The organism is Microbacterium phyllosphaerae, assembly GCF_017876435.1.
In the GTDB taxonomy this organism is placed as follows: domain Bacteria; phylum Actinomycetota; class Actinomycetes; order Actinomycetales; family Microbacteriaceae; genus Microbacterium; species Microbacterium phyllosphaerae.
The window spans coordinates 112,436-126,041 of record NZ_JAGIOA010000001.1; the positions used below are offsets into that span (position 1 = coordinate 112,436).

Genomic DNA, 13,606 nt, shown 5'->3' on the forward strand with positions numbered 1-13,606 from the left:
GGTGCCGGGTGGGAAGGCCCTGGGGCGGGGGCACACGCGTCCCTAGACTGAGCGAATGGACCTCTTCATCGCCGTCGGCAGCGTCATCGTGGTCATCGGCCTGGGTGCGGTGATCGTCGCCGCGGCGTTGAGGTCGATGCGCCCCAAGGCTCCGGAGGCCCAGGCCTACACACCCTCGCCGACGATGGCGCGGTCCGTCGCCTCCACCTCCACGTCGACCGCGTCGGCCTCGCAGCTCACGCCCGCGGCGATCGCCGAGATCGACCGCCTGGTCGCCGCAGACAAGAAGATCCACGCCATCAAGCTCTACCGCGAGAACACGGGGGTCGGACTGAAAGAGGCGAAGGACCGGATCGATCACTGGTCGGTCAGCACCACGGCTCCTCATCTCGCGGCCGTCTCGAACGCCTCGGCCGCGTACTCGTCGATCACCGCCACGCCGTCGTCGGTGCGTGGCGCGCTCCCGGCATCCGTCGCGACAGAGGTCGACCGGCTCGTCGCGGCCGATCAGAAGATCCACGCGATCAAGCTCGTCCGCGAGCACACGGGCCTCGGGCTCAAGGAGTCGAAGGACGTCGTCGAGGCCTGGCCGCACCCGCGTCACTTGTAATTACAGGTTGCGGTCGGGGAGAATGGGGACGAACCCCCACTCGAAGGAGCCCTCGATGCCCGACCGTCTCTCCCGCGCCCGCGCCACCGGCGTGCTCGCTGTGCTGCGCGCACCGTCGCCCGAGCTCGCTCTCGAGGCCTCCGAGGCGATCATCCGCGGAGGAGTGACCGGCATCGAGGTGACCTTCTCGACCCCCGATGCCCCCGCGGTGATCCGCGAGCTCGTCGCCCGCCACGGCGATGCCGCCTACATCGGCGCCGGCACGGTCACGACCATCGAGCAGGCCTCCCTCGCCACGGATGCCGGTGCGGAGTTCCTCGTGAGCCCCGGGACGCTCCCCACGCTGACCCGCGCGATGCTCGACACCGGACGCGTCGTGATGACCGGCGCCATGACCCCGACCGAGGTCATGGGCGCACTCGAGCTCGGCGTCGACGTGGTCAAGATCTTCCCCGCCTCCCTCGGCGGCCCCTCGTACCTCGGCGCGCTGCGCGGGCCGTTCCCGGATGCGCCGCTGATGCCGACCGGTGGAGTCAGCCCCGACAACCTCGCCGACTGGTTCCGCGCCGGAGCCGTCGCGGTGGGTGCGGGCGGCGACCTCGCCAACGGCGCTTCGCTCAAGGCATCCGACTGGGCCGACATCGAACAGCGTTCGGCCCGCTTCGCCGCAGCTCTCGCAGCGACCCGCGCCTGAGGAGTCCTCCATGTCCGACAGCACTCGTGATCTCTTCGACGCCGCCGCCGCAGGCGACGCGGATGCCGTGCGCACCGCTCTCGACGTCGGGGCCACTGTCGAGGCACGCGGCGAGGGCGGGATGACGGCTCTCGTCGCCGCCACCAAGCAGAACCACATCGAGGCCGCCCGCGTCTTGATCGAGGCCGGAGCCGACGTGAACGCCAAGGACGACATCCAGGACTCGGCGTATCTCTACGCCGGCGCCCGCGGCCACGACGAGATCCTGCGGCTGACCCTCGACAACGGCGCCGACCTCGCGAGCACGAATCGCTTCGGCGGCACCGCACTGATCCCGGCATCCGAGCGCGGGCTGCTCTCGACCATCGGCATCCTGCTCGAGGCGGGTGTCGACCCGAACCACATCAACAACCTGAACTGGACGGCCCTGCACGAGGCCATCGTGCTCGGCGACGGATCCGACACGTACGTCGAGGTCGTGCGCGCACTGATCGCCGGCGGCGCAGACATCACGATCCGCGACGGTGACGGCGTGCTCCCCCGCGACCTCGCCGCGGCTCGCGGCTACGACGACATCGTCGCCCTGCTCGAACGCTGATGACCCGGTGATCGACCTCGCACCCCTCGCCTGGGTGGCGCTCGGACTCGCGGCCGTCACGATCGGCATCTCGAAGACCGCGCTCCCCGGTGGCAGCATCCTGGCCATCGCGCTCTTCGCGACCGTACTGCCCGCGCGCACGTCGACCGCGGCGATGCTCCTGCTGCTCATCGTCGGCGACGTGTTCGCGCTGATCACCTACCGCCGTCACGCGCACTGGCCGACTCTGCTGCGTCTCGCGCCCGCAGTCATCGCCGGGCTCGTCGCCGGGTTCGCGTTCCTCGCGCTCGCGGGCGACGGGATCGTGCGGCGGGCGATCGGCGTGATCCTGCTCGCGATGATCGCCGTCACCCTGTGGCGCCGATGGCGGCAGAACAGGGCGGATGCCGTGGCGCCCGCCCCCGGCGGCCTGGTGCTCTCGGGGGTCTACGGCACCCTCGGCGGCTTCACGACCATGGTCGCGAACGCCGGCGGACCCGTCATGTCGATGTACTTCCTCGCGACCCGCACACCCGTGCAGGTGTTCCTCGGCACCTCGGCCTGGTTCTTCGCGATCATCAACCTCGTGAAGATCCCGTTCCTCGCGGGTCTCGGCCTGTTCGAGGGACACGTGCTGCTGATGGATGCCGTGCTCGCGCCGCTCGTCGTGATCGGCGCCCTCGCGGGCATCCGTCTCGCGAAGCGCATGAACCAGGTGCTGTTCGACCGCATCGTGATCGTGCTGACGATCGCCGGGGCGCTCTACCTGCTGTTCTGACCGGGCGCCGCGCTCAGCGCGGCCCGGCTCAGCCCGACCCGGCCCCGCCTGACCCTGGCTCAGTCGAGGAAGATGTCGGGGAACAGCCGGTCGTCGGGTGTGCCCGGCACCGCAGCATAGCCCGAGAAGTCGGTCACGCCGTCGGCTTCGAGCACATCCTCGACGATCAGCGTCTGGCCGGTGTACTCCGCCGCAGGCTTAAGCAGCACGGCATAGGCGGCGTCGGCATAGATGTCGGGCGTGCGGCTCGCGGCCATGACCCTGTCGCCGCCGAGCAGGTTCTGCACCGCGGCGGTGGCGATGGTCGTGCGGGGCCACAGCGTGTTGGCCGCGATGCCGTCGCGGGCGAACTCCGCCGCGAGGCCGAGCGTGACCATCGTCATGCCGAACTTCGCGAGCGTGTACCCGGTGTGGGCGCCGAGCCACTTCGGCGTCGGGTTCAGCGGCGGCGACAGCGACAGGATGTGCGGGTTCTCGGCGTCCTTGAGGATCGGCACGGCGGCGCGCGACAGCATGAACGTTCCGCGCACGTTCACGTCCTGCATCAGGTCGTACTTCTTGGCGCCGAGGTCGAGCGAGCGCGAGAGGTCGATGACGCTGGCGTTGTTGATGACGATGTCGATGCCGCCGAACTCGCCCTGCGTCTTGAGCACGGCCTCGGTGATGTCGTCGTCATCGCGCACGTCGCCGACGATCGGCAGTGCCTGGCCACCCGCGGCGCGGATCTGCTCGGCCGCCGTGTGCACCGTGCCCTCGAGCTTGGGGTGCGGGGTGTCGGTCTTGGCGAGCATCGCGATGTTCGCGCCGTCAGCCGCGGCGCGCAAGGCGATCGCGAGCCCGATGCCGCGGCTGCCGCCGGACATGAGGATGGTCTTGCCTGCCAGTGTGCTCATCAGCCACCTTCTCGTTCGAATCGCGTGAATTGCAGTTTTGCGGGCTCGAATCTCACCAAGTGCGCGATTCGAATGCCCGGGGAGGTCTACTTCGGCGCCATCCGGATGGCGCCGTCGAGGCGGATCGTCTCGCCGTTGAGGTAGCCGTTCTCGACGATCTGCTGCACGAGGGCGGCGTACTCGTCGGGGCGGCCGAGCCGCGAGGGGAACGGCACCTGCTGGCCGAGCGAGTCCTGCGCGGCCTGCGGCAGCCCCATCAGCATCGGGGTCTCCATGATGCCCGGGGCGATGGTGCAGACGCGGATGCCGTAGCGGGCGAGCTCACGAGCCACCGGCAGCGTCATGGCGTGGACCCCGCCCTTCGAGGCGGAGTAGGCGGGCTGGCCGATCTGACCGTCGAAGGCGGCGACGCTCGCGGTGTTCACGATGACGCCGCGGTCGCCGTCATCCGTCGCGTCGTTCTTCGCGATCACGGCGGATGCCTGCGAGAGCACGTTGAACGTGCCGACGAGGTTGATGCGCACGATGCGCTCGAAGTCGGCGAGCACCGCCGGGTTGCCGTCGCGGTCGAGGACCTTGGCCGGAGGCGCGATTCCGGCGCAGTTGACGACGACGCGCAGCGGGGCGGCGGCCTGAGCGGCGGCGACGGCTGCGGCCGCGTCATCCGCGCTGGTGACATCTCCGGCGGCGAACACTCCGCCGAGCTCGTCGGCGATCTCCGCTCCGGCTGACGACGGGAGGTCGAGGATGGTCACGACGGCACCGGCCGCGGCCAGTCGGCGTGCGGTGGCGAGGCCCAGACCGGACGCACCGCCGGTGATGAGAGCACTCGAGCCCTGGATCTGCATGCGGTTCTCCTTCGAAACGTGTGCGACTCGGTGTCAGTTTACCTGATCCCGAGTATCAGCTGATCGCGCGGCCGAGCCGCCGCCGACCAGCCGTCGATCCGAGCCTACGACACCCCCGCTGACGCGCACCGGGGCGAAGGAGCACCCCGGTCACACACACGACGAAGGGAGAGGACCCCCACAGTCCTCCCCCTCCGTCGCGGCTCTGTGCGCTCAGACCTCGATCTGAGCGGCGATCCCCTTCAGCTTGTGACGCGCGAGGGCGAGGTTCGCCGCCGCCCGGTTCAGCACGAGGTAGATGAACAGGCCGTTCGCGCTCGTCGTGTTCAGCACGTTGATGAGGTGGTACTGCGAGCTCAGCGTGATGAGGATGTCGTCGATCTCGTCGGTTACCCCGAGATCGCGCATCGTGGCGAGCTTCGCGCGCACGACGTTCGAGTTGCCGGCCGCGGCGATGCCGAGGTCGAACGACGGGTTGCCGCCCTGGGCGAGCGCCATACCGCTGCCGTAGTCGACGATCGCGGCGCCGGTCGCGCCCTCGATGGCCAGCAACTGCTGCAGGGCGTCGTCAAGTGAACTCATGTCGTACTGCTCCTCTAGGGTCTTGCGTGATTCACCGACCGGTTCGTCGGCGCGATCGTCGGGTGATCCGTCGACCGTGGCCTCCGTGCCGCCTTCGGCCCAGATCCATTGCACGAACTGGTCGAGGTCATGCTCGGAGGGCTCCTGCGATGAGATCGCCGGCGCCTTGGGCAGACCGACCGAGAGTCCCGGCGCCGCATCCGAACCGTCGGTCGCGGCGTCCGGCGATGCGGCGTCGGCATCGCTGCCGTGCCTTCGCCACCACTGCGACCGGGACGAAACGCGCACGAAGACCTCTGTGTGTCGATGGATGGGTGAAGAGGCCGCCGACGGCGGCCCGAACCGACACTAACCGCGGGCGAGCCCCCGGAACCGGGAGAATATGTGCATACCGATATACGCTCTGACCGGGGGAACCGACGTATGAGCATTCCGGATGTATCGATCGAGATTCCGGCACGCGTGCGCGCACTCGCGGGCGCCGCGGCGCTGAGCCCGGTCTGGCTGAACGGCATCGGCGGACTCACGTTCCACACCGACGACGGCCGCTACATCAAGTGGGGTCCGCACGACGCCGAGGCGAACATGCGCGACGAGGCCGAGCGCATGCGCTGGGCGCGGCAATGGATCGTCGTGCCCGAGGTTCTCGCACAGGGGCAGGATGCCGATCACGAGTGGCTCGTCACGGCGGCGCTGCCCGGCCGCAGTGCGGTGGACGCGAGGTGGCGCGACGATCCGCGCACGGCGGTCCGAGGAGTCGGGGAGGCCCTGCGGGCGCTGCACGATGCGCTGCCGGTCGACGAGTGTCCCTGGTCGTGGAGTCCCGAGTGGAGGATCGCCAACGCCGCCGAGCGTGGTGTCGCCGTGCCCGGCGACCTGCGCACGCCCCCGCCCGTCGACAGGCTCGTCGTCTGCCACGGCGACGCCTGCATGCCGAACACCCTGCTCGACGACGACGGTCGTCCGCTCGCGCACGTCGACCTGGCCGCTCTCGGCACGGCCGACCGCTGGGCCGACATCGCGGTCGCCTCGATGAGCACGACGTGGAACTTCGGTCCCGGGTGGGAGGACGCGCTCATCGAGGCGTACGGGGTGGCACCCGACCGGGAGCGGCTCGAGTACTACCGCCGGCTCTGGAACGAGACCTGAGTCTCACTCCCCAGACGCTGAGGGCGCATCCGCATCCTCGTGCAGCACCATCCGGATCTCCGCGATCCGTCGCCTATCCACAGCGGTCACGCGAATCGTCGCACCGGGCACCTCGACCGAGTCGCCGACCACCGCGAGGCGTCCGAGCATCTCGGTCACGAATCCGGCGACCGTGTCGGAGGCTCCGCGGGGCAGCTCGATGCCGGTGATCTCGGCGAAGTCCTGCAGGTTGAGGCGACCGTCGAGTGCGCCGCCGGCATCCGGCATCCGCTCTTCGGTGTCGTACTCGTCGAAGATCTCGCCGACGACCTCCTCCACGAGGTCTTCGAGGGTGACGATGCCGTCGGTTCCGCCGTACTCGTCGACGACCACGGCGATCTGGTGGCCGGCTGCGCGCATACGGGTCAGCGTCGGCAGCACACCGGCCGTCGAGGGCACGTACTCGACGGGGCGCATGAGGCCCTGCACCGAGCGCGTCGCATCCTCGGCCGCCGCCTCGAACAGGTCGCGCACGTGCACGAAGCCGACGATGTCGTCGAGCGAGGCGTCGATCACGGGGTACCGCGAGAACGGCAGCTCCCGCACCTGGGTGATGGCATCCACGAGCGTCGATGCCCCGTCGAGCGCGACCACCTCGGGGCGCGGCCGCATGACCTCGCTGACCTGACGTCCGCGCAGTGACAGCACGTCGTCGAGGATCCGCCGCTCGTCGTCGGGCAGGCTCTGGTGCGTCGCGACGATGTCGCGCAGCTCCTCGTCGCTGAGCTCGTCGGCCGTCTTGTGAGGGTCTCCGCCGAGCAGACGCACGAGCGCGTTGGTCGAGATCGAGAGCAGCCAGATCACCGGACGCATGACCGTGGCGAAGCCGTCGAGCACCGGCGCGACCGCGTACGCGAACTGCGCGTTGCGCTGGATCGCGAGACGCTTGGGCACGAGCTCGCCGAGCACGAGTGACAGATACGCGATCACCAGCGTCAGCAGCACGGTCGCGAGAGTCATGGCGAGCGGCGCCGCGACGCCGAGGTTCTCGAGCAGCGGCGCCACCGACGGGGCGATGGATGTCGCGCCGTAGGCGGCCGAGGCGAAGCCGGCGACGGTGACACCGATCTGCACGGCGGAGAGGAACGTGTTGGGGTTGCGGGCCAGGCCGGCGACCTTCTCGCCGCGCTTGCCTCGGGCGGCGATCGCGTTGAGCTGGCTCTCGCGCAGCGTGACCAGGGCCATCTCGGTCGCGGCGAACACTCCACCGACGAGCACGAAGACGAACACCAGGGCGATGTTCAGTGCGAGGTCGCCCATCAGCGGGTCACCTCACGAGGTGCGGGGGCGCCCGAGGTCATTCGGGCGCCGGGTCTGTCAGGGTCTGCGGACGCGTCGGATCGGCGCGAGGTGTTCACGAGTGTTCCTTTTCGGTGTCGGTGGTGAGCGGAGCAGAGGGGGAGGAGGAGTTGTCGAGTGCGTCGCGCTTGTCGTCGCGGCGCGTCTTCATGAGGCTCGCGACGGTGGCGACGGCGATCGTCGCGCCGATGAACACGAGCGAGAACCAGATCGGGATCTCGGGAGCCCACAGCATCGGCTCGCCGCCGTTGATGAACGGCAGCTCGTTGACGTGCATCGCGTGCAGCACGAGCTTGACGCCGATGAAGGCGAGGATGACCGCGAGGCCCTGCGCGAGGTACACGAGGCGCTGCAGCAGACCGCCGATGAGGAAGTACAGCTGGCGCAGACCCATGAGGGCGAACGCGTTGGCAGTGAAGACGATGTACGCCTCTTCGGTCAGACCGTAGATCGCGGGGATCGAGTCGACGGCGAAGATGAGGTCGACGAAGCCGATCGCGATGATCACGAGGAACATCGGGGTGAAGAAGCGCTTGCCGTCGCGCTGCACGGTCAGGCGGTCGCCGTTGTACTCGTCGCTCACCGGCAGGATGCGGCGCACGAAGCGCATGAAGCGGCCGTTCGCCGGGTTGTGATCACCCTGCGCGAAGGCCTGACGGTACGCGAGGAACAGCAGCAGGGCGCCGAAGAGGTAGAAGATCCAGGAGAAGTTCTCGATCAGTGTGGCGCCGAGGGCGATGAACCCACCGCGCATGATCAGCGCGATCACGATGCCGATCATCAGCACCTTCTGCTGATAGATGCGCGGCACGGCGAACCCGGTCATCACGATCAGGAAGACGAAGAGGTTGTCGATCGACAGCGCCTTCTCGGTGAGGTATCCGGCGAAGTACTCGCCGCCGTACGTCCACCCCGAGACGGTGCCGATGCCGACGCCGAACAGCAGCGCGAGGCCGATGTAGAAGGCCGACCAGCGGGCGGACTCGCCGATGGTGGGCTCATGCGGCTTCCGCACGTGCGCGAAGAACTCGTACACGAAGAAGGCGATCGTGACGGCGATCGTGATGATCCACACGAGAGGCGTGATGTTCAAGGAGGTCTCCAAAAGACGTAGGCGTGACGATGTCGACGCCAAGGTCTTCTCCATCTTCGAGAACGAAGACCGGGGACCCGGGATGCAGGGACATCCGTAATGACGAGCCGCCCGTGGTGGAGTACTCCCCTTGGGTTCATTCGATGCTAGCGAATACATCGGCATTCCAGCTATGAGAAAGCTGAGTATGCGCTGATGGTGTGGGCACCCGCCGTGGGAGGCACCCGCCGTGTGATGACGGTGGGATGCCGCTCGCGGCTCAGGCGGTCGGGCCGAGGATGAAGTTCCACGCCCCCGTCAGCACCGCTGTGGCGATCGCGACGACCGGGATGACTGCGGCGAGAGCGACGAGCAGGGTGTCTCGTCGATCCCAGACCGACTCCCTGGCCCACGACCTCGGTCCGTTGCCGCCGAACCCGCGGGCCTCCATGGCGGTCGCCAACGATGACCCGCGACGGATCGCGAGCACGAACAGCGCGAACGCCATGCCGAAGGCCCGACGCACGCGCCCCTCGTCGGCGACGCCGCGCGCCCGCCGCGCGAGAGCGAGGGCCCGCCAGTCCTCGACGAGCAGTCCGAGCATCCGCATCCCGGCCAGCGCGCCGACGACGAATCTCGCCGGCAGCTTGATCCGCTGAGCGAGGTCGTCGGCGAGATCCGTCGGATCGACGGTGATGAAGAGCACCACCGCGGGAAGGCCGATCGCGAGCACGCGCACCGCGGTCGCCGCAGCCAGCGCGAGCGATCCGTCGCTGACGCGCATCACGAACCACTCGACATGGATCGTGCCGCTGGTGGCGCCGTAGAGCGCGATGGTCACGGCGCTCAGCGGCGCGGCGATCCACAGCACGGCCGTGCGGGTCCAGAACTCCTTCGCGCGGAGGCCAGCGAGAAGCAGCAGCGGGATCTCGAGCAGCAGCGCGACGGATGCCGAGACGACATCGATCGTCAGCACGAGGGGCAGCGCGATGAGCAGCGCCGCGGCGAGTTTGGCCAGGGCGGAGCGCGGCGCGATCGGTCCCGGTCGGTCGACGCGGGCGGTGAGCGGATCGATCATCAGCGCACCTCGATCCGTCGAGCGTGCAGGGCGTCGAGCACGGCCTCGTCATGGCTGATCGCGACGACCGCGGTGCCCTCGTCGCGCAGACGGGCGATGAGGCCGACGAGCTCGGCCCAGGTCGTCGCATCCTGTCCGAACGTGGGCTCGTCGAGCACCAGCATCCTGGGCCGGGTGGCGAGTGCCGCGGCCACCGTGAGCCGCCTCTTCTCTCCGCCCGAGAGTGTGTACGGATTCGCACCGGCCAGGGCGGTGAGCCGCAGCCGTTCGAGGAGGTCGTCGACCCGCACGGCGATCTCGGGCTCGGGGAGCTTCAGAGCTCGGGGGCCGACCGACAGCTCGTCGCGCACGGTCTTCGCGAGCAGCTGATGCTCGGGCGTCTGCATCACGGTGGCGATGCGGGTGAGCAGCGCACGCGACGACCAGCGGAAGGGGTCGGACTTCTCCCCCGCGGCGAGCGCCGGCAGTGCCGAGACGCGACCGTTCTCGGCGGGGATGAGGCCGGCGAGAGTGAGACCCAGCGTCGACTTGCCCGCACCGTTGGCGCCGGTCACACCGAGTGCCTCGCCGGCGCGCACGTCGAGATCGAAGGGTCCGGCCACGGCGAGTCCGCGGCGTCGCGACACCGTGAGCCCGCGCGCTCCGAGCAGGGGTTCCCCCGGTGGGCGCGACGGCGCGGGCGGAGTGGCCGGCGGATGCCCCGGAACCCACACTCCGGATGCCGCGAGCTCGGCGCCGCGGGCACCGAGCACCTCGTCCGGGCTGCCGTCGGCGAGGACGACCGTCCCCCCAGGATCGGCGCCGAGCACGATCACTCGGGTGACCAGCGGCAGCCAGACGTCGATGCGATGCTCGATCACGACGAGGGTCGCACCACTGACATCCAGCGCCGCGGCGACGGCATCCCGCACATCCTGCACGCCCTGCGGGTCGAGGTTGGCGGTCGGCTCGTCGAGCAGGATCGCACCCGGCCGCATCGCGAGCACACCGGCGAGCGCGAGACGCTGCTTCTGGCCGCCTGACAGCGCCGCGGTCGAGCGATCGAGCGCGGCGTCGAGCTCGACGGCATCCAGAGCCTGCCGCACCCGCTGCCAGATCTCGTCGCGAGGGACTCCGAGGTTCTCGCATCCGAACGCGACGTCGTCGCCCACCCTCGCGAGGATCGTCTGGGTGTCGGGGTCCTGCAGCACCATGCCGACGCGACCGCGGGCCTCGGTCGGCGGCTTCCCGTCGACCAGCAGCGCACCCTGCGTCTCGCCCTCGTCTGCGCCGCCGAGCACGCCACCGAAACCCTGCAGCAGAGTGGACTTGCCCGAGCCCGAGGCGCCGAGCAGCAGCACCCGCTCCCCCGGTTCGATGCGCAGCTCGACGTCGCGCACCGCCCAGCGGACGCGCGTCGCGTACCGCCACCCCCAGCCGCGGGCTTCGAGGGTGGCGGGCGTCGTGAGCGCGCTCACACCCGTGCGGTGACCTCGCGGCCGGCGGCGAACCGGCTCAGGGCTCCCGTCGCCGCGAGTCCTCGGGCGATCAGCCAGGCACCGAGTCCCGCGATCACGGCACCCGAGATGGTGGTCGAGACGATGTAGACCGTGGTGAAGAGCGTGTCGGCGCCCACGTACCAGAGGATGCGGTCGTTGATGCCGCAGGCGAGGCCCGCTCCCGCTCCCGCCAGCATCACGACCGGCAGACGCCAGACGCCGTAGAGGAAGATCAGGAAGATCAGCTCGGCACCGAGACCCTGCACGAGACCCGAGACGATCGTCAGCGGTCCCCATGCGTTGCCGACGAGAGCCGAGATGATGGCGGCGACCAGCTCGGTGTAGAGCGCAGCGCCGGGCTTGCGGATGATGAGACCGCCGAGCACGCCGGCGATCAGCCAGGGCCCCGCGAGCAGCCCCTGCACGCCGGGGAGGAGCGGGGTGAGGATGCTGCTCGGCACCTCGTAACCGACGTTCCAGAGCAGGAAGACCAGCGCGCAGGCGACCGCGATGACGCTGGCGACGACGATGTCGACCACCCTCCAGCGCCAGAGCTCGGGACGACCGAGGCCCTTCGATGCGGAGGCGGTGGCGTACGGCGATTCCGTGGTGGATCCGGACGTGGATGTACTCATCAGTGACTCCTCCCTGCGCTGGCATGACCCAGATCAGGTTCGACGGTCGAAGCGCGATTCGCTCCCTCTCAGCCCGGCTCGCCGGACTCCCGTGGTTGTGCTGTCGATCTTACCCAGTGCCGACACTCGCGTCTGCTCCTGTTGCAGCGCCGCGGATCTGAGCGCGAGTTCGGTACCGTGAGGAGGTGACCGCTCCTGACTCCGCCGAGGCCACTGCTTCCGATGCGCCCGCCGACGCATCGTCCGACGGCAGCGACACGGAGGCGACGACGGCGGTGGACCGCAGCGAAGCCGTCGACGCAGAGGCGACGGCACCCGTCGCAGACGACGCCGACGCCGACGCGGAGCCGACGGACCCGGCCCCGGACACTGATGCCGCCGATGACGACGCAACTGTCGACGCGCACTCGACGGCGCCCGTCGCAGACGGTTACGCCGTCGACGCGGATGCCGTCGAGGATCTCGACGACGCCCCCGATGTGCAGTGGGCGGAGGGCGCCAGCGGAGGGACCCCTCTGACGTGGGTCGACCCCGCGACCGTCGCGCAGCGGACGACGGATGGGTCGCTCGACGATGACGCCGACGCCGACGCCGGAAGTGCACTTCTGCAGGGCGCGCGACTGCGCCCGGCGATCGCGCGCCCCGGTCTTCTCGTTCCCTTGGGCGTGCTCGTCGGACTCGTCGCCGCCTACGCGGGGACGACTCTGCTCTGGCCGCTGCACGAGGTGCCGCCGACGGTCCAGGCGGTCGAGCTCGCACCGACGGCCGCCCCTGCGGCCACTGTCACCTGGCCCACGCAGGGAAGCGCGGCAGTCGGCGTCGGTGGACTCTCGACCAGCTCGTCGTCTCTCGATGCTGCGGCGATCGCGAGCGTCACGAAGGTGGTCTCGAGCCTGATGGTGCTCGATCAGATGCCGCTGGCCGTGGGCGAGCAAGGTCCGGAGTTCCGGTTCACGTGGTCCGACAGCATGGAGTACTGGGAGTACCGTCGCTCGGATCAGTCGGCGCTCGACGTGCCCGTGGACGGCACCCTCACCGAGTTCCAGCTCCTCCAGGGCACGCTCCTGGGCTCCGCGAACAACTACATCGACCGTCTTGCGCGCGAGGTTTGGGGATCGGAGTCGGCCTTCACGTCGGCTGCCGCCACCTGGCTGCGCGATCGCGGACTCGACGGGATCACGATCATCACGCCCTCCGGGTTCGACGACCGCAACAGAGCCACTCCCGAGTCGCTCGTCGCTCTCGCCGAGCTGGCGATGCAGAATCCGGTGTTCGCGGGAATCGTCGGCACGCCGTCGGTCGACCTCCCCGGCGCCGGAACCGTGAAGAACACGAACGGGATGCTGGCGGATGCCGGTGTCGTCGGCGTCAAGACCGGCACGCTCGGCGACAGCTGGAACCTGCTGACGGCCAAGGACATCACCATCGACGACACGACGGTGCACCTGTACGCCGCCGTGCTCGGACAGGCCGATGACGAGCAGCGGCTCGCCCAGACCCGATCGCTGTTCTCGCAGGTGGAGGCCGTGCTGCAGGCGCAGGCTCCCGCCGTCGCGAAGGGCACGGTCGTCGGCGAGGTCACCACACTGTGGGGCACGACGACGGACGTCGTGACGGATGCCGATGCCGACGTCGTGCTGTGGAACGGCGCGACCGCGCAGACGACGTCGACCTTCCACCTCGGAGACAGTCGCGAGTCGGGCGACGAGATCGGGACGGTGACGAGCACCGGCCCGCTGAACACCGTGACGACGTCGGTATCGCTGGCGGATGACGTCGAGGCGCCGAGTCCGTGGTGGCGCCTGACCCATCCTTTCGAGCTCCTCGGCATCACCGACGAGCAGCGCTGAGCGGGTCTCGCCCTCTCTGCACGA

Annotated in this window: 14 protein-coding genes and 1 riboswitch; of the genes, 6 read left to right on the forward strand and 8 right to left on the reverse strand. The window is 69.5% G+C overall.

Features of this window, described 5'->3' with window-relative positions:
- The first annotated feature begins 55 nt into the window (after positions 1-55).
- From JOF42_RS00510 to JOF42_RS00525, 4 genes are read left to right on the forward strand one after another with little or no spacing between them, the layout of a single operon-like run.
- Entirely contained in the window at positions 56-610 is a 555-nt protein-coding gene (locus JOF42_RS00510) for a ribosomal protein L7/L12 (RefSeq protein WP_245340678.1), read from the forward strand.
- 55 nt (positions 611-665) lie between these two features.
- Complete coding sequence (locus JOF42_RS00515) at positions 666-1,304, forward strand: bifunctional 4-hydroxy-2-oxoglutarate aldolase/2-dehydro-3-deoxy-phosphogluconate aldolase (RefSeq protein ID WP_210096062.1); 639 nt, start codon at positions 666-668, stop codon at positions 1,302-1,304.
- A gap of 10 nt (positions 1,305-1,314) precedes the next feature.
- Positions 1,315-1,902: an ankyrin repeat domain-containing protein gene (locus JOF42_RS00520; protein ID WP_210096063.1), complete on the forward strand. Its 588-nt coding sequence runs from the start codon at positions 1,315-1,317 to the stop codon at positions 1,900-1,902.
- Positions 1,903-1,909: 7 nt separating this feature from the next.
- Positions 1,910-2,659, forward strand: coding sequence for a sulfite exporter TauE/SafE family protein (locus JOF42_RS00525; RefSeq protein ID WP_210096064.1), 750 nt, complete (start codon positions 1,910-1,912; stop codon positions 2,657-2,659).
- Between the two features lie 59 nt (positions 2,660-2,718).
- On the opposite strand, the gene JOF42_RS00530 is transcribed toward JOF42_RS00525, so the two are convergent.
- The 3 genes from JOF42_RS00530 to JOF42_RS00540 form a co-directional block, all read right to left on the reverse strand.
- Positions 2,719-3,552 (reverse strand): SDR family oxidoreductase, encoded by an 834-nt coding sequence (locus tag JOF42_RS00530; RefSeq protein ID WP_210096065.1) that lies wholly within the window; start codon positions 3,550-3,552, stop codon positions 2,719-2,721.
- A gap of 86 nt (positions 3,553-3,638) precedes the next feature.
- Positions 3,639-4,400: an SDR family NAD(P)-dependent oxidoreductase gene (locus JOF42_RS00535; RefSeq protein WP_210096066.1), complete on the reverse strand. Its 762-nt coding sequence runs from the start codon at positions 4,398-4,400 to the stop codon at positions 3,639-3,641.
- A gap of 213 nt (positions 4,401-4,613) precedes the next feature.
- Positions 4,614-5,270, reverse strand: coding sequence for a hypothetical protein (locus JOF42_RS00540; protein WP_307803490.1), 657 nt, complete (start codon positions 5,268-5,270; stop codon positions 4,614-4,616).
- Between the two features lie 135 nt (positions 5,271-5,405).
- Between JOF42_RS00540 and JOF42_RS00545 the strand changes: the two genes are divergently transcribed.
- Entirely contained in the window at positions 5,406-6,131 is a 726-nt protein-coding gene (locus tag JOF42_RS00545) for an aminoglycoside 3'-phosphotransferase (RefSeq protein WP_210096067.1), read from the forward strand.
- A 3-nt stretch (positions 6,132-6,134) separates the two neighbouring features.
- Here JOF42_RS00545 and JOF42_RS00550 read toward each other — a convergent pair whose 3' ends face one another.
- From JOF42_RS00550 to JOF42_RS17775, 5 genes are all read right to left on the reverse strand, one after another.
- Entirely contained in the window at positions 6,135-7,430 is a 1,296-nt protein-coding gene (locus tag JOF42_RS00550) for a hemolysin family protein (RefSeq protein ID WP_210096068.1), read from the reverse strand.
- A 94-nt stretch (positions 7,431-7,524) separates the two neighbouring features.
- Positions 7,525-8,562, reverse strand: a complete 1,038-nt coding sequence (locus JOF42_RS00555; RefSeq protein ID WP_210096069.1) for a TerC family protein — start codon at positions 8,560-8,562, stop codon at positions 7,525-7,527.
- A 259-nt stretch (positions 8,563-8,821) separates the two neighbouring features.
- A complete protein-coding gene (locus JOF42_RS00560; RefSeq protein ID WP_210096070.1) occupies positions 8,822-9,619 on the reverse strand; it encodes an energy-coupling factor transporter transmembrane component T family protein in 798 nt (265 codons plus the stop codon).
- On the reverse strand, positions 9,619-11,076 hold the full coding sequence (locus tag JOF42_RS00565) for an ABC transporter ATP-binding protein (RefSeq protein WP_307803491.1): 1,458 nt from the start codon (positions 11,074-11,076) through the stop codon (positions 9,619-9,621). The genes JOF42_RS00560 and JOF42_RS00565 overlap by 1 nt, the downstream gene beginning before the upstream one ends.
- Positions 11,073-11,732 (reverse strand): ECF transporter S component, encoded by a 660-nt coding sequence (locus JOF42_RS17775; RefSeq protein ID WP_245340679.1) that lies wholly within the window; start codon positions 11,730-11,732, stop codon positions 11,073-11,075. The genes JOF42_RS00565 and JOF42_RS17775 overlap by 4 nt, the downstream gene beginning before the upstream one ends.
- Positions 11,726-11,835: riboswitch (TPP riboswitch) on the reverse strand. Its footprint overlaps the gene before it by 7 nt.
- A gap of 82 nt (positions 11,836-11,917) precedes the next feature.
- On the opposite strand from JOF42_RS17775, the gene JOF42_RS17780 reads away from it, so the two are divergent.
- Entirely contained in the window at positions 11,918-13,582 is a 1,665-nt protein-coding gene (locus JOF42_RS17780) for a D-alanyl-D-alanine carboxypeptidase family protein (protein ID WP_210096072.1), read from the forward strand.
- Positions 13,583-13,606: the final 24 nt, after the last annotated feature.

Coding starts and splice junctions, on each gene's coding strand:
- JOF42_RS00510 (WP_245340678.1), top strand. CDS start 56: ATGGACCTCTTCATCGCCGTCGGCAGCGTCATCGTGGTCATCGGCCTG.
- JOF42_RS00515 (WP_210096062.1), top strand. CDS start 666: ATGCCCGACCGTCTCTCCCGCGCCCGCGCCACCGGCGTGCTCGCTGTG.
- JOF42_RS00520 (WP_210096063.1), top strand. CDS start 1,315: ATGTCCGACAGCACTCGTGATCTCTTCGACGCCGCCGCCGCAGGCGAC.
- JOF42_RS00530 (WP_210096065.1), bottom strand. CDS start 3,552: ATGAGCACACTGGCAGGCAAGACCATCCTCATGTCCGGCGGCAGCCGC.
- JOF42_RS00535 (WP_210096066.1), bottom strand. CDS start 4,400: ATGCAGATCCAGGGCTCGAGTGCTCTCATCACCGGCGGTGCGTCCGGT.
- JOF42_RS00545 (WP_210096067.1), top strand. CDS start 5,406: ATGAGCATTCCGGATGTATCGATCGAGATTCCGGCACGCGTGCGCGCA.
- JOF42_RS00550 (WP_210096068.1), bottom strand. CDS start 7,430: ATGGGCGACCTCGCACTGAACATCGCCCTGGTGTTCGTCTTCGTGCTC.
- JOF42_RS00560 (WP_210096070.1), bottom strand. CDS start 9,619: ATGATCGATCCGCTCACCGCCCGCGTCGACCGACCGGGACCGATCGCG.
- JOF42_RS17775 (WP_245340679.1), bottom strand. CDS start 11,732: ATGAGTACATCCACGTCCGGATCCACCACGGAATCGCCGTACGCCACC.